Annotated in this window: 17 protein-coding genes; 16 read left to right on the forward strand and 1 reads right to left on the reverse strand. The window is 44.0% G+C overall.

The features are described 5' to 3' along the window. The first annotated feature begins 221 nt into the window (after positions 1 to 221). From deoD to VPNCDNU1_RS14995, 4 genes are all read left to right on the forward strand, one after another. Positions 222 to 932, forward strand: coding sequence for a purine-nucleoside phosphorylase (deoD, locus tag VPNCDNU1_RS14980; RefSeq protein ID WP_104401068.1), 711 nt, complete (start codon positions 222 to 224; stop codon positions 930 to 932). A 35-nt stretch (positions 933 to 967) separates the two neighbouring features. Beyond that, entirely contained in the window at positions 968 to 2,437 is a 1,470-nt protein-coding gene (locus VPNCDNU1_RS14985) for a lactate dehydrogenase (RefSeq protein ID WP_104401069.1), read from the forward strand. Between the two features lie 180 nt (positions 2,438 to 2,617). Beyond that, positions 2,618 to 4,117 (forward strand): hypothetical protein, encoded by a 1,500-nt coding sequence (locus VPNCDNU1_RS14990; protein WP_104401070.1) that lies wholly within the window; start codon positions 2,618 to 2,620, stop codon positions 4,115 to 4,117. Then, entirely contained in the window at positions 4,089 to 5,672 is a 1,584-nt protein-coding gene (locus VPNCDNU1_RS14995) for a GGDEF domain-containing protein (protein WP_104401071.1), read from the forward strand. The genes VPNCDNU1_RS14990 and VPNCDNU1_RS14995 overlap by 29 nt, the downstream gene beginning before the upstream one ends. Before the next feature lie 177 nt (positions 5,673 to 5,849). On the opposite strand, the gene VPNCDNU1_RS15000 is transcribed toward VPNCDNU1_RS14995, so the two are convergent. Then, positions 5,850 to 6,743, reverse strand: coding sequence for a DMT family transporter (locus VPNCDNU1_RS15000; RefSeq protein WP_104401072.1), 894 nt, complete (start codon positions 6,741 to 6,743; stop codon positions 5,850 to 5,852). Positions 6,744 to 6,956: 213 nt separating this feature from the next. Between VPNCDNU1_RS15000 and VPNCDNU1_RS15005 the strand changes: the two genes are divergently transcribed. From VPNCDNU1_RS15005 to VPNCDNU1_RS15065, 12 genes are all read left to right on the forward strand, one after another. Continuing rightward, the gene (locus VPNCDNU1_RS15005) at positions 6,957 to 7,334 is read left to right on the forward strand and encodes a DUF3302 domain-containing protein (protein ID WP_104401073.1); all 378 of its coding nucleotides are present in this window, start codon (positions 6,957 to 6,959) and stop codon (positions 7,332 to 7,334) included. After that, the gene (locus VPNCDNU1_RS15010; protein ID WP_104401074.1) at positions 7,334 to 8,464 is read left to right on the forward strand and encodes an HlyD family secretion protein; all 1,131 of its coding nucleotides are present in this window, start codon (positions 7,334 to 7,336) and stop codon (positions 8,462 to 8,464) included. The genes VPNCDNU1_RS15005 and VPNCDNU1_RS15010 overlap by 1 nt, the downstream gene beginning before the upstream one ends. 625 nt (positions 8,465 to 9,089) lie before the next feature. After that, entirely contained in the window at positions 9,090 to 10,616 is a 1,527-nt protein-coding gene (locus tag VPNCDNU1_RS15015; RefSeq protein WP_104401075.1) for a sensor domain-containing diguanylate cyclase, read from the forward strand. 143 nt (positions 10,617 to 10,759) lie between these two features. Further along, the gene (locus VPNCDNU1_RS15020) at positions 10,760 to 12,304 is read left to right on the forward strand and encodes a sensor domain-containing diguanylate cyclase (RefSeq protein ID WP_104401076.1); all 1,545 of its coding nucleotides are present in this window, start codon (positions 10,760 to 10,762) and stop codon (positions 12,302 to 12,304) included. Positions 12,305 to 12,708: 404 nt separating this feature from the next. Continuing rightward, positions 12,709 to 13,266 (forward strand): DJ-1/PfpI family protein, encoded by a 558-nt coding sequence (locus tag VPNCDNU1_RS15025; protein WP_104401077.1) that lies wholly within the window; start codon positions 12,709 to 12,711, stop codon positions 13,264 to 13,266. Positions 13,267 to 13,625: 359 nt separating this feature from the next. After that, positions 13,626 to 13,934, forward strand: coding sequence for a ribbon-helix-helix domain-containing protein (locus VPNCDNU1_RS15035; protein WP_101111662.1), 309 nt, complete (start codon positions 13,626 to 13,628; stop codon positions 13,932 to 13,934). A 129-nt stretch (positions 13,935 to 14,063) separates the two neighbouring features. Then, the gene (locus VPNCDNU1_RS15040) at positions 14,064 to 14,711 is read left to right on the forward strand and encodes a DUF1007 family protein (RefSeq protein ID WP_104401079.1); all 648 of its coding nucleotides are present in this window, start codon (positions 14,064 to 14,066) and stop codon (positions 14,709 to 14,711) included. A gap of 7 nt (positions 14,712 to 14,718) precedes the next feature. Then, a complete protein-coding gene (locus tag VPNCDNU1_RS15045) occupies positions 14,719 to 15,630 on the forward strand; it encodes a nickel/cobalt transporter (RefSeq protein ID WP_167404802.1) in 912 nt (303 codons plus the stop codon). A gap of 233 nt (positions 15,631 to 15,863) precedes the next feature. Then, complete coding sequence (locus VPNCDNU1_RS15050) at positions 15,864 to 18,023, forward strand: prolyl oligopeptidase family serine peptidase (protein WP_104401081.1); 2,160 nt, start codon at positions 15,864 to 15,866, stop codon at positions 18,021 to 18,023. A 274-nt stretch (positions 18,024 to 18,297) separates the two neighbouring features. Further along, positions 18,298 to 19,596 carry a phosphatase PAP2 family protein gene (locus VPNCDNU1_RS15055; protein ID WP_201797128.1) on the forward strand — a complete coding sequence of 433 codons (1,299 nt, stop codon included), beginning with the start codon at positions 18,298 to 18,300 and terminating at the stop codon, positions 19,594 to 19,596. A gap of 152 nt (positions 19,597 to 19,748) precedes the next feature. Next, positions 19,749 to 20,138 (forward strand): thiol-disulfide oxidoreductase DCC family protein, encoded by a 390-nt coding sequence (locus VPNCDNU1_RS15060; RefSeq protein ID WP_167404803.1) that lies wholly within the window; start codon positions 19,749 to 19,751, stop codon positions 20,136 to 20,138. A 249-nt stretch (positions 20,139 to 20,387) separates the two neighbouring features. Next, positions 20,388 to 21,755 carry a YjiH family protein gene (locus VPNCDNU1_RS15065; RefSeq protein ID WP_104401082.1) on the forward strand — a complete coding sequence of 456 codons (1,368 nt, stop codon included), beginning with the start codon at positions 20,388 to 20,390 and terminating at the stop codon, positions 21,753 to 21,755. Positions 21,756 to 22,178 lie beyond the last annotated feature (423 nt).

Genomic DNA, 22,178 nt, shown 5'->3' on the forward strand with positions numbered 1-22,178 from the left:
CTGTCCACCAGCAAATCGATTGCATTCCCGTTTTCAACAGATTTCGTTATCAACATTCCATTTTCGCAAAAAATTAGAATTTTTTGTGACAAAGATCTCAAGGGATGACCGTTCACAGGGCTAGTATTGCTGTCAAGAAGTAACCCCTGTTCAACAGATTTGGTAATTGTCGTCGCATTATTTCCTGCGAATTATCAAAACTCACTTTGGAGAGTATCACTATGGCAACCCCACACATTAACGCACAAGCAGGCGATTTCGCAGAAACGGTTCTAATGCCAGGCGACCCGTTGCGCGCTAAGTACATTGCAGAAAACTTCCTAGAAGATGCAAGGCAAGTTTGTGATGTAAGAAACATGTTTGGTTTTACAGGTACTTATAAAGGTAAAAAAGTATCGGTAATGGGTCATGGAATGGGTATTCCTTCTGCTTGTATCTACACCCACGAGTTGATTTCTGAATACGGTGTTAAAAATATTATCCGCATCGGTAGCTGTGGTGCTGTAAAAGATGATGTGAATCTAATGGACGTGGTTATCGGTATGGGTGCTTCTACCGACTCGAAAGTAAACCGCATTCGTTTTGCAAACCACGACTTTGCAGCCGTAGCTGACTACGGGCTATTGGAAGAAGCAGTTAAACAAGCGCGTGCGAACAATGTTCCAGTAAAAGTGGGGAACGTATTTTCTGCCGACCTTTTCTACACACCAGAAGCCGATATTTTCGAAAAAATGGAAAAGCTAGGCATCTTAGGTGTGGATATGGAAGCGGCGGGAATTTATGGTGTCGCGGCGGAGCTTGGTGCTAAAGCGCTAACTATTTTAACCGTATCAGACCACATCATTCGCGGTGAGAAGCTTTCAGCAGAAGATCGTCAGAAGTCGTTCAACGATATGATGACCGTTGCGCTAGAAACCGCAATTAACCTGTAATTTTTTACGACCAGTTTATTCCCGAGGGGGCGATCGTGTCAGACGGCAAACTGCCAAAGGATGCAGATGGGTTGCAACTCAACTTTTGTAAAACATTGGCGTGTGACAACTTTGGATTGAGTGATGCAAATCGGTATGTTTTGCAGCATGCAAACCCTAAACGTCCAGCGATGGTGTGCCGTGAGTGTGGTGCTTTCCCCCCCTTACTTAATAATCGCGAGGTTCTTAACGAACTGAGCAGGCTTAGAGCCGTGCATAGTGACGGTTTGCCGGCGTGTCGTAACCCCAATTGTGAAAATGCCGGCAAAACCGTCCATACCCACAAACATCTTTACCACGCCTTCGGTTACAGCGGTGATAGGCAACGCTATCGTTGTAAATGCTGTCAATCGACCTTCGTGGATAAATGGTCCGGCAGCAATGCCAAAATAGAATTCCAAGAGCACTTACTTGGGTATTTGTTCACTGGCTATTCCGTACGTGAAATCTGCCGTAAGCTCGAAATCAACCCTAAAACGTTTTACGATCACGTGGATCAAATCGCGAGCCGCTGCCGTCGTAAGTTAGCGATGTTTGATGCTCGTTGGATGAACCACGCCGAGCAATATCACCTTTCTTCGCATTACACAGTGCTTCAGCCACACAGCCAAAATGGCGTATTCTGGATAGTAACCACGGATGCTGACTCGGGTTATGTGTTGTCACAACACGTCAATTACTCGTTTGATGAGGAACCACAAGGCAATATTGACCACAACCCCTATCAAGTCCCTGCTAGGTTTGTTTCCAAAGAATACCAACCAGAGTCTTTTGAGGCGGTCACTCGCCGCGCAACGTCACTACGTGAAAAAATCGACAACAAGTACCAAGAAATTTTAGCGCGCGGTAACGTAGAAGACCCTATGGGAAATCTGCTGAAATTCAATTACCCGTCGAAAGGTGCATTGATTCGCCCTCCTTATACCTCTTATGCGCACTACCTCCATGTTTTGAATATGTGTGAGGATGAAAAACGCGTGTCGATATTTATGCCGCAAGACCCAATTTTGCGCTCTGCTGCGTTGTCGGTTTGCCTACCGAGAATACAGCGCCATAATATTGACTTGATGTATGTAGAAGAAGATGCCAATGAACAAGAAGGTACGATTGCTCAAAAAATTGACATCGTCCATATGGGGTGGTGGCGCGATCGCTGGGCTATCCGAAATGACGACAGTCGCGCAAAAGGAATTTGTTATCTTGCGGGCGACAATGCCGATCATGAACATTGGTTAAACCTTGCTACTACTACTCAAACTCAGTATTACCAGCAACGTTTTCAATTATTATTTGAAAGCTTCATTAATGAACCTCGCCGCAAACTACGCCCTGGTGGTTTGCTTCCTTTGTTGGACATTTTCCGTGCTTGGCACAATTTGTGCTACCAAGATAAGAACGGTATGACGCCAGCACAGCTTCTTAGACTGGCAGACAAACCTCTTACATTACGAACTTTGTTGTCCTGATTTGGATAATCAGTGAAAATCTGACGCATTTATCAGTGAGATAAACGGTAAACGGCCACAAATGTTGTACTTCATTGAGAAAATGTGGCTATTATCATTGTATTGGTAGTGCCATTCTTATCGAGCGCACAATATAATAACAAAGTTGAAACTAAGATACGTAACTGCTTGGACTAAACATTGGATAAAGCCCAGATATTAATTGAGAATGAGCTAGAGCAACTACGTGCTCGAGTTGAAAGTGAACCCGAAGGGGTATTGCTTCAGGCGAAGCAATGTTTAGCCCGTGCAGAACAAATCCTATATCACGAAGGGGTTATCCAAGCTTACATCGTCATTTCACGTTGCCACTGGAGCTTAATGAGTTACCAGAAAGGCATGAAAGCCATTAAAGAAGCACTAACGGGTCAAAACCGGTTAGACAACGATAACTACCTCCCTGAAATTCTTCACATTCATGCCCTACAGTTTTGGGGGCAAGCCAAATACTATTCTGCCCAGCAATATTGGATCAACGCCCTAGAGCAGTCAGCTTTGGTTGGCGAGTCCACGATTGAAATTGAATCCCTTATCGGGTTAGGCAACGTATGGCGAATAACTGAAGACATTCATCTTGCAAAATCAACCCATGAACTGGCCGTTAAAGTGGCGAACAACGCCCGTATTGACTGGCTGGAAGGTAAAGCGAGAATCTTGCTGGCATGGGATTACTACCTACTGAACAATTACGTCGAAATGCTGTCGGTATTGGATGGTGCAGAAGAAGCCTTGAAATACCACCAAGACCCAACTTGGCGTGCCGAAATATGCGATTTCCGTGGCTTGGCGCTTATTGGGTTAGAACGTTTAGAAGATGCCGAAAGCTCGACAATGGAAGCGCATACACTTGCTGTAAAGCACGACTTAACTTGGATGAAAGCGCACTCGTTTATTAGCCGAGCAAGGCTAGAGCTGATACGTAAAGACTTCAAAATTGCAGGCGAGCTTTTACAGCAAGCCGAAGATGCTGCTAAACCGTTCGATAATGGCGAATTGCTGTCCCAAATATGCTTTCAGCAATCGGTCGTTGCTGAAGAAAGCGCCGATTATGAACAAGCCCTTCAAGCATTCAAAAAGTACCGTCGGTATTCCATTCATATGCTGAAAGAGCAAACGAACCGACTGGGCATGGATAAAGCGCGAGGCTCGAAAAGGCAGCTCGAACAACGTGCGCGTAAATTGATTAATCGCATTCGTGGGCAAATCGAATTTAACCGCGAAAAGCGCTTTTCTAATGTCGTATCTGAAACCTACTGGTGGGAACAAATGGTTCTGTTTAAATCAGAACTGAAAAAGTCCAATCACGCGGTCATCATGATCCAGCACGAAGACAGTAATTACTTAGAGATCTGTATCGAGCTTGCTCATTGCTTATGTGGTAGGAGTGACTTGATTTCTCAACTCGATGAATCTCGTGTTGGCATGCTAATTTCTGAAAAAGGCGATGAAGCCAATAAACTGTTTGATGTTGTCAGCCAAATGATTTCTATGTACCCATGGGATCGTCGAGGCTTAAAAGGCAAAGCACCGAAAACGTCACTGCATGATATTTTGACGTTCCCATTCACGCTCGATCAACTGGTCGAAAAATCCACCGAAACGGAGCATGCTAATGGAAGCGTTACTAAGCAAAGTCTCTGAAGCTGGATTGGATCCGGCTTCCGTTACGGGTGAAGATGCCATTATATTTTGGGATCATGTTCGTCAGCACATCGCAACAACGAATCTTGAACGCTCCCATTGCTTTTTGATCAGCTCCGAATACAGAGCTAAGCTGAACCAACCCAAATCCAGTTTGGACGAACTTCGTGAAGCGGTTGCCTTACTTTCGCTACCTCGCGATGTCGAAGACATTCTCACGATTAAAGCCGCTTTGTCTGATCGCCTTTATGAAAATGGCGACTACGCCCTCTCTTTGAAAGAGTGTGTAGAATTGTCGAATATTTCCGTCGAGTTTGGTCATATTGATTACTACGTCATTGCTGTGCTTGGCATGGGTAATTTGTGTGACGCCTATGGCGACCATGCTCGGGCACTCAAGTATTATCAAAAAATCAACGGTATAGATCACGCAATCAGCAGCCGTTCGCTGCGCTTAAGATGCAAGCTGTACACGGTATCTTGCCTAATCTCGTTAGGTCGTGTCGCGAATGCCAACGAGCTGCTTAATGAATGTGAAGAACTCAGTATTCTGGTTTCAGACAAGGTACTGGCCGGGCAAATCATTCTTTACCAAGCTCGAATTCTCCGTAAACAGAAGCTGTACAACGAAGCGTTAGAAGTTTTGGCCAAGGCGCGTTATTCGTTAAACAATGTCAGTGCTTACTGGCTTTCAAACATGATGCGATTGGAACTGGCCAGAAGCTTGAATGCTATTGGTAAAACGGATCTTGCAGAGTACACACTCAACTCTGCGGTTAAACGCATCAAACTGAACAACTCACCTGTATTGCTAAAAAGCTTGTATGAATCACTCAGTGATGTTTTTGCCTCGCAAAAAGATTTCAAGCAAGCCCTCGCGTTCGAAAAAAAAGCGTTCAGAATTGGTACGGATTTGGTCAAGAACATTCCAATTAGTGATTTGGCGGGTTTTCAGCTTCGTCGCTTATCGCGCTTTGAACTCCAGCTTAAATTGATTCTTTCAGAGCAAGAAAACAAAGAGTTAAAAGAAACCACTGAAACTCAGAAAGACAAAGTAGCGCAATTGCAACAAGACGTGTTTACCGATCCGTTAACCAGCTTGCACAACCGACGCTGGCTTGATGTGAAACTTAAAGATCTCCTGCTGCATGAAACCCCATTCACTTTGATGGTCATCGATATTGATCACTTTAAATCGATCAATGATGAACTCAGCCACTTAGTGGGCGACAAAGCCATTGTGAATGTTTCACATGAGCTAGCCGCGCACTTCCGATTCCGCGGCGCATCTTGTGTGCGGTTTGGTGGCGAAGAATTCTTGGTTATCTTGGAAAATACTAATGTCGACCAAGCGGTTTTGCATGCCGAGCACTATCGGGAACGTATTTTCCAATTCGGCTGGCACGATATTTTGGGTGAACGTGGGCTAACGGTAAGCGTAGGAGTCACCAATCACAGAGAAGGCGAAAACACCCAGCGCACCTTCTATCGTGCAGATAAAGCGCTATATCGAGCTAAAGCGAAAGGTCGAAATCAAGTCTGCTACGAGATTTAGTATTCTATAGATAGCAAGCTTCTAATGAACGTCAGCTAAGAACAGAATTTATAAGCCATCTTCCATTGTGTAGGATGGCTTTTTTACATGTCCCTATCAGCTATAAACTATCAGCGCAACGTCGTTTACCCTGATTCATTGAGTTATAGGAAAGCCATAAGTTATAGTAAAAAAAAGTTATAGGAAAAACAACGAAATCCCACCCAACGCAGCCAGAGTGCCAATCACACTGGTCGAAGATACTCGCTCTCCATTCCAAGCGTAAATAAACAATATAAACAGCGGGCTGGTTGCAATCAGTGTTTGAGCAACCGCTGGGTTCGCATTCTTAAGTGCGATTTGTTGAAGCCAAAGCGCTAAGAATGTTCCAACAAAGATGGCAAGGAGTAACTTTGTGTGCTGCTTCCGGTTCACACCTTTCCAGTGATGTTTAATGCCCGAGAAAGGTTGAGGCTCCAATAATCGAATCACCAAAGCCACAGCAACAACGCCAATACTCAAGCGGATGAGGGCTCCCCAAAGTGGCGGTATGTCTCCTGCGACTAAAGCGTAGTGGGAAATAACCACACCGCTGGCCTGACACACACTCGCCAACAGCCCAAAGCCAATTCCCGCCATTGATGCTTCCTGGTCTATGCTGGAAGGCCTGATTACAACGAATGTGACCGCCGCCGTAGTGACAACCACGCCTAGCCAGCTTTGTACACTCAACTCAGAACCGAGAGCCAATAAAGCAAGCACACCAGAAAGTGGTGGAGCAAGCGACTCTAACAGTAGGGTCTTGTTTGCCCCGATGCGTTTAAGTGCAGCAAAATAAGCGCTGTCACCTATCGCAATGCCCACCACTCCTGATACAGCTAAGATGATAAAATGCCCAGTTTCCATTGCCCACCCATCATCAGGCATTGGCATAAACGGGATCACTACCAACATCATGGCAGACGCAATCACCCCTTTAACAATATTCAATTGCATGGCAGAAAACTGGTGGCTGAACTGACCGTATATCCATGTTGCCATTGCCCAAACAATTGCAGCCCCAATCGCTGAAGCCTCACCAATGTAGTCCACTTCACATCCTTATTTGTGACGTTCAAACAAAATGGTCGCACATTCCACGCGCTAACACCATTTGGCTCACACCTCTCTTGATGCGCTTCGAATAAAACTTGGTCTGCATATGAATCTAGCGATATATTAGAATCTGTTACGTCATATCATTATGCTGCGCTCACATCACTATTCACTTCTCTCTTATTAAAGAAACCAGAAGGACAAGGTTTTATGTTTCTTGATTATTTCGCCTTAGGACTGCTTATATTTGTCGCCCTAGTCATTTTTTACGGGATCATTGTCATTCATGACATTCCTTACGAAATCGCCAAAGAGCGAGACCACCCTCACCAAGATGCTATTCATGTCTCTGGTTGGGTCAGTTTATTTACATTACATGCGATTTGGCCTTTCTTATGGATTTGGGCAACGCTTTGGCGTAAAGAACGTGGTTGGGGGTTCCATAAACTTGAGGAGGAGCAACAGGATATCCACCACAGAGTCGATGTTCTTATCGATCAGGTAGCGGAACTGCAAAAAGAACTCGCAGAGCTCAAGGTGACGAAGGCTGCTCCCCAAAATCAAGAAGCACAGAAGGGAGAAGCGTAATGGATTTACTACTGATAATGACATACGCCGCTCTGTGTATCGCCATCTTTAAAATTTTCAAGATCCCATTAAACAAGTGGACAGTTCCAACGGCTGTTCTCGGTGGCGTTTTACTCATTGGCACCTTGATTCTCCTCATGAATTACAATCACCCATTCACTCAATACGGCGGTCAGTACTACACCACCACACCGATCGTTCCTAGTGTTCAGGGAAAAGTAGTGGAAGTGTCTGCCAAGGCAAATACACCACTGAAAAAGGGGGATCCGCTGTTTAAGATTGACCCGACATTGTTCGAAGCAGAAGTCGTGCGGCGGCAGTCTGCTCTTGCGGAAGCAGAACAAACCGTTTTGCAATTAGCCTCTGTTTTCAAAGAGTCTCAAGCCGCTTCCATAGAAGCACTGGCTGACAAAGACAAAGCAGAAAGAGAATTCCAAAGATACAACAAAGGGTTCAAAAAAGGCGCATTTACTGAGCAACAACTCGACACGCGTCGCCAGTCCTTTAAAGCAGCAACGGCCAGTTATGAAGCCTCCCTGGCAAAAGTAAAACAGGCAGAATTAGCCTACAAATCGGAGATAGATGGCGAGAACACTCTCATTGCTCGTGTGAAAGCTGAGTTAGCTCAAGCACAGTTCAATTTGGATGAAACTATCGTCCGAGCCCCGACAGACGGCTATGTCACGCAGCTAGCTCTTCGCCCTGGCATGATGGCGGTACCGTTGCCCTTGCGACCTGTCATGACATTCGTTCACACTGAAGATGAGTTTTACGTGGGTGCGTTCAGACAAAATTCCTTGCAACGCTTACAAGCTGGCTTCGAGGCAGAGTTTTTATTCCGAGCATTACCAGGAAAAGTTTTTCGAGGTGAGGTAGTCGAAGTGATCCCTGCGATTGGTGAAGGGCAGGTACAAGCCTCTGGTTCGCTGCTTAATTCAAGCGCGCTGAAAAATAACGGACGCGCGTTAGTGAAGCTCAAAATCACAGACGATCTTTCTGCCTATCACCTCCCAATGGGGAGCAATGCAGAGATAGCCGTGTACTCAGACAGCTTTACTCATGTTTCAGTGATGCGCAAAGTTCTTATCCGAATGAAGAGCTGGCAGAATTACTTGTATCTAGATCACTAATCGAGCTGCTATCAAAACAAAGTACAAAAAGAAAGAAGAAAAGGAAAATAGACCCCATATCGAAAAATGATATGGGGTTAACCTAAGAGGGGGAACCAATCCTCACTGCCTTTAATTTGAAATTAAACTAAACAGGAATTGGTCAGGTTTATTTATAAGTTACATTAATAGTTAGAGTGTAAAAACAGTAATAAACCATGAGATTCCTTTCCTCTTTTAATGCAAAACAAATCAATTTCGTCTCAGGTCTGAGTCTGACCTTACCAAGTGAATCAAAACACATACAACCTAAAGACATATACAATAAGTACCACAGATCGATACGTCCTATAAAACACAAAAACTAGCTCTAAATATTAATATAATATAATTTGACAATACAAAACACCAAAAACACTCAAGTACCACTGCTTAATCGAACCCCAAACATTTGTATTTGTGGCTCAATACCGCCATGTAATAGCAAAACTATCAGTTAAAAATCAAACTCGTATAGTACTTAGGTCCGGTATGATCTATCAGTAATTTGGTGAATGTCTTAAGGTCCGCCTAAATGCCTGAATCCAGATCGCTTTCCACCCTATTTCCCCCGTCAAACCTAAGGGCAATATAACAAGAAACTCTGATGTCGAAACTTACCCTTTACCCAATTGCTCTTATAGTGGTATTTCTGGCCCTTGGTCTGTCTCACTTTCACTATCAGGCTGAAAATATTCGCCAATCTACGTTGTCTACTTTGGAAGTACGCTCGAATTTGCTGCGTCTGTATGTTCGATTGATGTCTGCTAAAAACACAGCAATGAAAAACTCAATTGAATTAGATGTTCAACAAAAATCGATTCTAAAAGCTCGGGTAGATCTAATTAAAGAAATCACCTACTACCCCGAGTACAACACCTATGCACTCTCCGCATTTGATCAACCAGAATTAGGGGATTGGCTTAAAGGTACTCTAACGATGGATGTACCGATCCAATCGTCAACCGACCCCATTGCTGAAGAAATTGCAGCAGTACTGTCTATCAATGAGCAAGCGGGTACTGTTATTGACGACTTAAAAATGACGGTTTGGGCTTATTACTTATCAAAGAATCGTTTTCTGTTTCTTTCACCGAAATTACCCGTCGAAACCTTCCAGTTCAGCGATATTTTGTATGAAAAGCCTTTTTGGACAAGCTTGTTGCCCAAGACTAACCCCGAAAGAAAGCAGGTTGTCACTGAATTGTACGATGACGCTGCCGGGCAAGGTTTGATGATCACCATTTCTGATCCTGTGTATCGCGGAGACGAGTTCCTTGGCATTGTTGCCATTGATATTGGGATGGATCTGATGACCTCTTTACTGAAAGTGGGTAAAGCACCTGGTGAATCCTATTTGGTAGACGAAAACCTGCAATTAACGGCGAGCTTGAGTGCATTTTCTCTGGGAGACAAGTTGCCCATTTTGGTTTCAGATACAGGACAAAGCTGGAAAGAATCGAATGAAGGTTGGTTTTACTGCACACCTACTATTAGCAAAGAACTCTTTTTAGTTCATCGTTTAAAAAAGACCACGTTGCTACTGGAAGCAATGAAAGCGTCATCGACAGTTTGGTCTTTATTGATGGTGGGTTGTGTCCTTAGTATTTTATCTTTCTTTACCTATGTTTCCGCGAAGAAAAACAAACAACTTATGTTGGTCGACCCTTTAACTGGTCTCTATAACCGACGTGGTTTTTACTCTTTCATTCAGCCTATATTCCAGCAGTCGCTGCGCAACCAACAGAAATGTGGGTTATTGGTGATCGACATTGACCACTTCAAGAAGATCAATGATAACTTCGGCCACAGCGTAGGCGATGAAGTGCTCCGTTCCATTGCCACGGCTATTAAAAAGGTCGCGAGCCAGTCGTCTGTGACCTGTCGCTGGGGTGGTGAAGAGTTTGTTGTGCTCCTACAAGATACCAGCCTCGACCGTGCGCACTGGGTTGCGGAAAAAATTCATCTCGCTATTGCCAAAAATCAACACAGCATGAAATCCCTCACCGTGACAGTTAGCATTGGTTTAACCGTTAGTTCACCGGATGTTCAAGTCGACGATATTATGAAAAATGCCGACATGGCACTCTATGAAGCAAAGAAAATGGGCCGTAACCAAACGGTTATTGCGTAGAGTCGAGTCATTTTGTCAGAAATCAGAGACTAAGATGGAGAAGCTTGCTTGTTTCGGCTAAATTTAAAGAAAGACGACGACCATACCATTATCCAATAATAACCAATGCACCAAGAACTAAACCATCAGCGGACATCAGTTTAATGAAGAAAAGCTTATACATTCCTGCTCTTTTTTCAGCACTGCTCGCTGTAGTCGGTTACATTTACTACGAATCTGAAATAGATGAGCTTAGGCGTGACGCTGTCAATACCGTGAATGTCCGTGCGGGGCTGTTCGAACAGTATTTTAAACTGATTTCTGCACACAATACTGGTCTAAGAAATACCATGATCCATTCATACCACTTTGCTGAAGAAGGGAAGATCAACCTGCCTCAGTGGATCAACAGTATTGAATATTTCCCCGAATTCGACACCTATGGTCTCTCTGCCTTTGATCACCCTAACCAAGCATCAAAGCTTAAAGGGACGCTGACAATGCTCAGGCCCTTTAATCCCAACGATGATAAACAGCGCTTTGAAATGACAGCGGTATTGTCTTTGAATGAACAAATCAGCACGTTAGTTCGAGAATTGGGTGTCGCTATTTGGTCATACTACATTTCTGCAAACAAATACCTGTTCCTTTCCCCAGAACTTCCAGTGGCAGAATTCCAAGTCAGCGAAGCCGATTTTGAACGCCCATTTTGGTTGCAGGCGTTGCCTTCTGTAAACCCTCACGGTAGGCAGTTTGTGTCTGATTTGTATGTTGATGGTGGTGGGCAAGGGCTAATGGTGACCATCACCGACCCCATCTGGGTACACGATGAATTTATTGGTGTTGTCGCAATAGATGTAGGGATAAATAGTTTAATCGATTTGCTGCAAGTCAGCAGTTCGGTGGGTCAATCATTCTTGATTGACGAAAATCGCCAGATTGTTTCATCGATGACTGACTTTGATGTCGGAGAAAAAATCGACTTCCCTGCCCCTTCCAAAGGTATGAATTGGATCGAAGATAGTAATGGATTTTATTTGTGGCGTAAGGTTGTTCCAAATGAGCTAGAACTGGTTCACTTTGTCAGCAAAGAGCAACTTCGAGACAAAGGTATCATGCACTCTATGACTGTGTGGACGCTTTTATTAATGGGGATGGTTCTAAGCTTTAGTGCTTATTTCCTCTATGTCGCATTTCGCCGAAATCAACGACTGATGCGGATTGATCCGCTCACAAAAATCCAGAATCGGCGTGGATTTTTCGATGAATTGAACAGTGCCTATCCAGGGTTTGTGAACAGTAAATGTGAGGTTGGCTTGCTGATCTTAGACATAGACAATTTTAAGCCCGTTAATGATACCTATGGGCACTTGGTTGGCGATGATGTGCTGATCTCCATTGTGAACCGGATCAGCAATGTACTGCCTAACATCTCATCACTGTGTCGATGGGGGGGAGAAGAGTTCATGATTTTTCATCCATCGTGCTCGGTGGAAGAATTAGAAGAACTGGCCGAAAAAATACGCCATCAAATTAAAGCCATGCCACACAGTGACCTTTCGCTTCCTATCACCGTTAGTATTGGTGGCTACTTCGGACAAACTCAATCTAATTTCAATACAATGGTTCGCCACGCAGACCGCTCGTTGTATACCTCAAAACATCAAGGGAAAGACCAAGCAACGATTCATTGCGAAAACGAAGAGTAGTGAAAACGACGGTTAGTGACAATGAAGAGTAGCAAAGGGCTGTTGATGTATGCGGGGGAAAAATCGATATGCAAGTAGCATGACCTAAGAGCTCATCTTACACACCATGGGAACCTTGATTTATCTTGTGAGCCTTGGAGCTACCTTATGAACCTTGGAGTAACCTTATGAACCTTGGAGTAACCTAGGTTTAAACCCATACATTTGAAATAACAAATCCGCAACAAGAAAACGACATTGTGAGTGACATCTCGCCTGTAGTATCCAGCTATTACCCACCACTCTAATTCATCAGCAATCCTGAATACACAAACTGAACTAAAGACCTTGTGCGTTTAATCGATCCGTCTTTTTTCAGCATAGATTTTGTGAGAATAGCTCCTACCAATTAAGAGGAAAATAACATGGCTAAGATACTTCTACTTGCAGGTGATTTCGTTGAAGACTATGAAATCATGGTCCCTTTTCAAGCTTTGCAAATGGTTGGGCACACAGTGGATGCCGTTTGTCCGGATAAAGAAGCGGGCGACACTATCAAAACCGCTATTCACGATTTTGAAGGCGACCAAACATACACAGAAAAACCTGGGCACAACTTCGCACTAAACGCGTCTTTTGCAGCTTCCGATGCTGCCGACTACGATGCCCTTGTTATTCCAGGTGGTAGAGCGCCTGAATACTTAAGACTGAACCCAGCGGTGCTCTCGCTCATTCAAGCATTCCACCAGCAAGACAAGCCGATTGCAGCAATCTGCCACGGTGCGCAGCTTCTTACTGCGGCTAACGTTATTGAAGGTAAAGGCGTATCGGCTTACCCAGCATGTGCACCTGAAGTAACGGCAGCGGGCGGTCAATACCAAGATATCGGCATGGACGAAGCCTACACAGATGGCAAATTGGTTACAGCACCAGCATGGCCAGCACACCCTGCATGGCTTGCACAGTTAAACAAGCTTCTGTAATTCGGGGCTATTGATCTTTGCTGGTTAAGGTGATTGATTAGGATCTGTTGACCCTAGTAAGGAATGACTCATTCATTGATCACCTCTATAAATTATGTGAGAACAAGTCCAGAATTTGATAAAGCGATGTTATCTCACAAAAATAACCATCAAAAAGGTGACCTACGCGTTGATTACGCGGCGTACTTAACACTTCAAATCTACAGCCAGGCTTTATTCTGGCTGTTTTTGCTTTATCATCGGACACACAACGACAGAAATTGGCAGAAGGTCACCTTTGCAGGAAGCTTAGGAACCGGCTTGCTTTGGGAATCTTTAAGATTCTAGCTAGATAACCATCTCACAGACGGGAGACGATCATGTGTGAAATATACTCCGGAGCGGAAGAAGAACTTTTTGAATTAAAAACTCGCTCAATCCGAATTGATGGCGTAGTAACCAGTATTAGGCTTGAAGCCATTTTTTGGCAAATCATTGAAGATATTGCCAAAAAATCCGAATTATCTATCGGGGCTTTCGTTACGCAGATTTACAAAGAAGTGTTAGAAAAACGCGGAGAAATCAAGAATTTTGCATCTTTACTCCGTGTAGCGTGTACAACTCATCTAAACAACGGGGAAAGAATGACGCTTTTCTCAAATATCGTAGCAAAAAAAGAGTTGGTGTAACTCATCTATACTCAAACCACCTCAAGATGCTAGGTTCAGTGGTTTGAGTATAAGTCCTCTATTGTTATTTTATAACAATTGTCATAGTCTTGGCTAAAATTTAATATAAAACCAAGTCTCATGCTAAAGATGAACATCGCGCGGCAAGCGTGTAAATATGCTTGCTGCTTATTCCTGATTTTTCTCTCCACATCACTCTCGCACGCTCATCCTCACTCTTGGGTCGATATGAAAACGACCGTACTTGGCGAGGGTACAAAAATTTCCGGATTCTCCATGGAGTGGACTTTTGATGCCATGACCACCGCTTATATGTTGGATGGTGAGGACATGTCTGATCCAGTTCGTGAACAGACACTTAAGCAACTAGCCATGTCTGTTATCGATAACATGCTCTATGAACATTACTTCACCTATTTTTTTGAAGCCGATAAACCCATTCGCTACAAAGAAGTATTAGACGCACAGTTTACTCATCACAGAGGTAAGCTGACTCTTCACTTTAATCTGCCATTAACTCAAGAAAAAGACACGTTAGGTAAGTCATTAAAGCTCATGATTTTTGAGCCCAGTTATTACGTTGATATGAGTTGGAAGAAAAACAATGCAATTCAGCTAAGTGCAAATTTAGAACAGCAATGCTCGGTTGAGCTTGTCGAGCCCTCCCCTACATCGGAACAAATGGCGTATGCACTTTCGCTACCACCTGATGCGGACCCCGATAACACGCTTGGGCAACTGTTTACCCAACACACTTACATTCGTTGTGAGGGCTAATCCGGTGATGAATTCTACTTTTAAATCTTCTCTATCGTCTCTTAAACCTTATGCACTCGTCTTAAAACCCTACGTGAAGTGGGTTGCGTTTGGCTTGATGCTCATCGCGAGTTATCAACTGTGGCTCAGCTGGCCAAACTTGGTACTCAAAAGCATCCAAATACAAAGAGATTTCAACGGTCAACTCAGCGATCTACTTTATGATATTCAAGAAAAGCAAGAAGGCGCTTTGTGGACTTTTTCTGTCGTCAGTTTGGTGTATGGCATTCTTCACTCTTTAGGACCGGGGCACGGAAAAGTCATTGTAACAACGTACCTTGTCGCTAAGCCCACACAAGCAAAAACAAGCTTAATCATCACAATAGTGTCTTCATTACTGCAAGCCTTGGTGGCGATTGCAATGGTTTCAGTTTTGCTGTGGTTATATAAAGCCTCTATGCGTGATGTTCATGCCAAAGCTGAATCTGCGATGATGGTGAGCTACTTCTGCGTATTATTGTTCGGCGTTGTTATGATTTATCGTTCGGTCAAGAAGCTAAGAAAGCCTCATCAGTGCTGTCACCACCACGCCCCAAAATTTGCAGACAACTGGAAAGAGATCATCAGTTTAATCTTTACAATAGGTATACGCCCCTGCACGGGGGCTATCATGATTTTACTGTTCGCAAATATGGTGGGTGTCTATTGGGTTGGGGTACTAAGTGCCCTTTTAATGGCATTCGGTACCTGCTTAACAACCTCAACGATAGCAATGATGACTTTGGGTGGGAAAAAGCTAAACGGTCGCTTATTTGGTGATAAACACCATCACCATTCCAAATCCCCCCATTACCTAGCCTTAGCCGGTGGCATCATCCTCGGTTTGTTTGGGCTTTTATTACTTCAATCTGGGGATGTTGCGTTCAGTCGGGTAATTTAAGCCCTAGAAAGAAAAAGCGTAAAAAAGGGAATCATCGCATTTCCCTTTTTTGCCAATACTCCCCAAAAACTGCGTAATGGGAGTAGCCCTCATTACCAAGCCAGCGCTAAGCCCAGTATCAATCAGCGAGCCTTGCCACAAATAAAATGAACCCACACAAAGTTAAACGCCGTACGGTCTCCTTTTTGTAGTACATTCCGCTTTTCCCTCAGAGATTTTCTTCAAGGAAGACCATGAAAAATAAGGCGTTCGCAATTGCGGCAGCTGTTGCTATCACTGGCTGTAGTTTGCCAGTTGAACCAGAGAATGATACTCCAAAGCAGTTTGCTCAACACATCAAAAACATTGCCATTGAATACCCTGCCACCAAGCAAGTGAATGTGGTTGATGACTATTTTGGCGTAAAAATAAGCGACCCGTATCGTTGGTTGGAAGATGATCAAAGCAACGAAACCGCCGAATGGGTAAAATCTCAAAATCAGGTAACGTTCGACTATCTAGAGCAGATTCCATATCGGCAAAAAATTGAAGATCGCCTCACAGAACTGATGGACTATGAGAAAGTCGGCAAACCCTTTAAAGAAGGGGAATACACGTATTTCTATAAAAATGATGGGTTGCAAAATCAATTTGTTCTCTATCGACAAGTTGACGATAACGAACCAGAAGTATTCATCGACCCGAACACCTTCAGTGACGACGGCACCACATCAATGGCTGGAATCAGCTTCTCTGCAGATGGCTCCCTTGTCGCTTACCAAATTTCCGAAGGTGGCAGCGACTGGCGCAAAGTGATCGTACTGAATACCGAAACCAAAGAAAAAGTAGGCGAAACGCTCATTGATGTGAAATTCAGCGGTGTGTCTTGGTTGGGCAACGAAGGATTTTATTACTCTAGCTACGATAAACCGAAAGGCAGTGAGCTTTCTGCTAAGACGGACCAACATAAGCTTTATTTCCACAAGCTTGGCACCAAACAGAATGAAGATTCGCTGATCTTTGGTGGCACCGACGCTGAAAAGCATCGCTATGTTTACGGCTACACGACTGAAGACGACCGTTATCTTGTTATTTCGGCCAGTGTTTCAACCTCTGGCAATAAGTTGTTCTTAAAGGATCTGTCTAAACCAGATGCTTCCTTAATGCCAATTATGGAAAACGCCGAATCAGATACCTACGTGATTCACAGCGAAGGCAATAAGCTGTATTTGGTCACAAACCTGAATGCACCTAACAAGCGCGTTGTTACCGTGAATGCAGAAGCGCCCCAGCCACAGAATTGGCAAGATGTGATCCCAGAGACTAAGAATGTCCTTCGTGTTTCAACTGCTGGTGATGCGTTATTTGCGAGCTACATTGCGGACGCGGTATCTAAGGTGAAGCAATACGATATGCAGGGCAAACTCATCCGTGAGATAGAGCTACCAGGTGTGGGAAGCGCAAGTGGGTTTTCTGGTGAAAAAGATGCGACAGAGGTGTATTACACCTTCACCAACTACAAAACACCCGGATCCATTTACTCGTTGAACATTGAATCCGGCGAAAGCACGCTTTATCGCCGCTCGACCGCTCCGTTCAAATCGGATGAATACGAATCGCGTCAGGTTTTTTATTCATCGAAAGACGGAACTCAGGTTCCAATGATCATCACTTACAAAAAAGACACGCCCATGGATGGCACAGCTCCGACTATCCTTTATGGCTATGGTGGCTTTAACGTGAGTTTAACACCTAGGTTCAGCCCTGCTCGTGCCGCTTGGCTAGAGATGGGAGGCGTGTACGCAGTCGCTAATATTCGTGGTGGCGGCGAATACGGGAAAGAGTGGCACAAAGCCGGAACGCAATTACAAAAGCAAAATGTATTTGACGACTTTATCGCAGCAGCCGAGTACCTCATTGAGGAAGACTACACATCACGCAACAAACTGGCGGTAAACGGTGGCTCGAATGGAGGCCTGTTAGTGGGTGCGGTGATGACACAACGACCAGAGCTGTTCCAAGTTGCACTGCCTGCCGTTGGGGTTTTAGATATGTTGCGTTACCACACCTTCACCGCAGGCGCTGGCTGGGCATACGACTACGGCACAGCAGACCAAAGTGAAGAAATGTTCCAGTACTTGGAAGCATACTCACCTGTTCACAATGTGAAACCCGGTACTGAGTACCCAGCAACTATGGTAACGACTGGCGATCACGACGACCGAGTAGTGCCTGCACATTCCTATAAGTTCGCTGCAGAACTTCAGTCTAAGCAAGCAGGTAACAACCCTACGTTAATCCGAGTAGAGACAAACGCAGGTCATGGTGCAGGCACACCTACGAGTAAAGTCATTGAGCAATATGCCGATGTTTACAGCTTTACCCTATTTAATATGGGCGTAAAAACTCTATAAGCAAAAAGCCATTAAGCCGCCAATTTTTATTCATATTGGCGGCTTCACTTTTTCTAGGCTTACTCTTCACACTCTTTGTCTATTCTGAAGAAACAGAAATGCGGTGCTTGAGCTAAATAATCGGAACTCAGATTAAATAGACTCGCGTTCGGGTTTAACGATTGATTCTTGTTGCGAACATTAACGCTGTAAAATATTTAAAGAACTGATTTTTACCCTTATAATGCGCGGCTAAATTTTTAGCCTCATAAGAAAACCAACAGAAGGATACACAATGAAGTTACGTGCTTGCGCCGCGTTTGTAATTGGCGCACTAGGTACAGCGACACCTGCTATCGCAGCGTCCGAAATAACGGATATTCGTTCAGATTCCACAGTGGAAACAGGCGATATGCTGCAACTTGTGATCCCTCTCAGCGGCTATATGGCAGCATGGATGCATGACGATTGGGAAGGGGCAAAACAATTGACCTATTCCGTTTTGGCTTCACAAATCATTGTCGACACCACCAAAAAAATCGTTGGCAGACAAAGACCTAGTGGCACTAGCCCTCGTTCTTATCCTTCTGGCCATGCGGCTGCGGGTTTCTCTGGTGCGCACTTTTTGCAAATGCGATACGGTGCAGAGTGGGGTGTACCTGCCTATGCGGCGGCTTCGTACGTCGCGTACAGCCGAGTTCATGGTAAACGTCATTTTGTGAGTGACGTAACGGCAAGCGCGGGTATCTCCTTCTTAGTTAACCAATACTTTGTTTCCCCATATGCCAATGACGGGGTATACCTAAATGCTCAACAAACCGAAGACGGTATGTCACTGAATGTCACCATAACAGAAGCGGCATTTAACCAAGAGCGCAGCTCAAAAGATCGTATTCAAACAGTGGTAACACCACTCAAAAACAAAATTGAAGTCGGGCTGGGTTCTCATCTGAGTTTCTTCACTGAAGACCTGATCATGAACCAGAACTTTAGCGATGTAACTCAAGTCGATAAGCTTCAACCTTATACTCGCATTACCTACTCACGCGAATTGGCAAACAGCAACGCGCTGGATTTCGAGTTTATTCCAACAGAACTGCGCGTTACGGGCAAAGCGAAACAAGATTTCAGCTACCAAGGTAAAGGCTACGCGAAAGGCGAGTCTTTGGTGAGTGAGTACCGACACTACATGCTTGGCGGTAATGTATACAAAGGGTATACGCCTCTAGAAAACTTTGAAGTGAAATTTGGTTTAGGCGTTTATGCCCACCAATTTGGATACCAAGTCGCCAACGCAGATAGCCTAGGGCAACATGCAAAACGTGAGTACCTTCGAATTCTTCCTGCTATGACAGCCAGAGCAACCTACACACTATGGGACAGCGTTGCAGTAACAGGTGAATATCGTTTCCAAAGCTGGGAAAAGAACAGCCACAACACGGCAAAACTTGGGGTTAATTATCAAATCAACCGTGCATGGGATGTAGGCCTGAACTACTTAACCTCATCCACCAACCTTCCAGCAAGTGTAGAATTTGATGAAGTGGGCTACGACAACAGCTCGGTAGAACTTCTGTTTTCAAACCGCTTCTAGAGCTTCCCATTCACCGAGGTTTAAGCCTGACACCCAAAGCTCCGATATTCTCGGAGCTTTTTTATACTCAAGCTACCTCATGGTACTTGGATACAATTGATCATCCGCCAAATTCTTTCGTACAATTAAAAAAATTTGGCAATGAGAATATTATGGCACTCACTATTTTCTACGATGGAACATGCCCTTTATGCAAAGCAGAAATGGATCAGCTTAAGCGTTTTGATTTGCATCAGCGTCTTGTTTTAGAAGATCTTTATCAACCCGACTTCTCACATAAATACCCAAATATCAGTGTTACTGATGCAAATCGGATTCTTCACGCACTAGACGATAATAACCAACTGCTATTAGGGCTTGATGTTACTCAAGCTGCTTGGAACGCTGTAGGCAAAAAGCCATGGGTGAATTGGTTAAGAAAACCGTATATCCGTCCAGTTGCCGATTGGGTTTACCTTAGGTTTGCCAAGCATCGGTACACCATTTCGTGGTTGCTTACAGGTAAGAGACGCAGCGATTGCGATCAGTGTCGGCTTCCCTGATCTGAGTATACTGTAATAAAATAAACTTTGACCCAGTTATCAGTTTTGTATATCTCGCTACTTACACGCAACATTATTGTTACAATACTCCACCTTAAAACCTATTTGCCGCCATTTAAACTGAATAATTAAGAATAAACATTGAATAGTATTGCAGGAATATCAGAAAGCAGTTATTCTTCGCAACAATGAATGAATACTAATGTTTAGTGAATAATTATTTACTAGCGGTAACAAGAGTATAAAAAGATGGATAACGTAAACACGGTTAGCTCTTCTAAGAGTAAAAAGAACTTTTGGGTCTTCTTGATCCCTTCCTTGCTTGGCCTTTTCCTTTTCATGGCACCTGTCAGTTTTCAAGGTGAACTCACCATTCCCGTCGCTATTTTAGCGGGTGCATTAAAAGACTTACTGGGTGACTTGATTGTCCCTATCATTACCTTTGTGATTGGCTTTATGTCTGTGGCGACTATTTTGAATAAAGTTGCTAAGCCCGCGTTTGTCGCGAACAACGCATTTTTAACAGGGCTATTTGATCCTTCCCCACTTTGGTTTGCTGTGCGCACCATTGGTGGTATTGCGGTTTTGATGACGTATTTCCAATTTGGTCCAAAATCCATTTGGGATGAAAACACGGGCGGCCTTGTGCTAGAAGGCTTAATGCCAACACTCTTTGCTGTGTTTATTTTTGCTGGCTTACTGCTTCCATTACTTCTGAATTTTGGCCTGCTAGAGCTGTTTGGTACATTGCTGAGCAAAATCATGCGTCCACTATTTAACCTTCCGGGTCGTAGCGCGATCGACTGTATGGCTTCGTGGCTTGGTGATGGCAGTGTGGGTATCCTTCTAACCAGCAAACAGTACGAGAAAAAATTCTACACACAGCGTGAAGCCGCAGTAGTTGGTACGACGTTCTCAGCCGTTTCTATCACGTTCAGCCTCGTGGTACTGGCTCAGGTTAACCTAGAGCATATGTTCCTACCTTTTTACGGTGCCATTTGTTTAGCTGGCTTAGTTGCAGCGGTGATCATTCCGCGTCTTCCCCCTTTGAGCTATAAGAAAGATCTGTACATCGATGGTAGCGCACCAGAAGCGTCTGACAATGCCATTCCAGAAGGCCACAATAGCTGGTCTTGGGGCCTTAACCTTGCTCTAACAAAAGCAAGCAAAGTGAAGTCAGCGAAAGAAGTATGTGTTGAAGGGCTAAAAAATGCTGCCGACATGGTATTTGGTGTACTGCCTGTTGTGATGGCGTTAGGTACTGTTGCTCTGGTCATCGCCGAGTACACGCCGGTATTTTCTATTCTTGGTCAACCATTTGTGCCGTTTTTAGAACTGCTGAACATCCCTGAAGCGGCTAAAGCATCTGAAACTATTGTGGTCGGGTTTGCAGACATGTTTATTCCAGCCATTTTGGCGGCTTCTATTGAAAGCGACCTAACTCGCTTCGTTATCGCTGCTATGTCTGTTACTCAGCTTATCTACATGTCTGAAGTGGGCGCACTACTATTGGGAAGCCGTATCCCGGTTAACATCGCAGAATTGTTCATCATCTTCATTTTGCGCACACTCATTACGCTTCCAGTTATTGCAGGTATTGCGCATCTGATTTTTTAAATACAGATTTTTTAAGTGAAAGTTTTCTAAGTACTGCTTTTCTATGTACAGGTTTTCTAAGTACAGGCTTTCTATGTACAAAAAGTAAAACGCCTCTAATACCCCCTGATAGTTCAGGGGGTATTTTTGTTATATCCAATACTCTCTTACACTTTTCTTGTCTTCAATATGGCTATTGATAAATCGAATAAAATCACTATTATTCATCTAGTTACGAAGCAAGGCTAATGATTTCATTGTCAGTAATTTTACCGCACTCTGCTCTATCGCCTTCTCTTGTTTGTTTTTCAAAAAGCCCAAATTAAAATGCGATCAAACATAAACTGTGACAACGAATTGATATAAACGTATCAATCAATTGAATGTCACTTTATTTTTGCTATTAGTTATCTCTTAAGTATGTGGGCTTACCATTATTGTCTT

Source organism: Vibrio penaeicida (assembly GCF_002933855.1).
Taxonomy (GTDB): domain Bacteria; phylum Pseudomonadota; class Gammaproteobacteria; order Enterobacterales; family Vibrionaceae; genus Vibrio; species Vibrio penaeicida_A.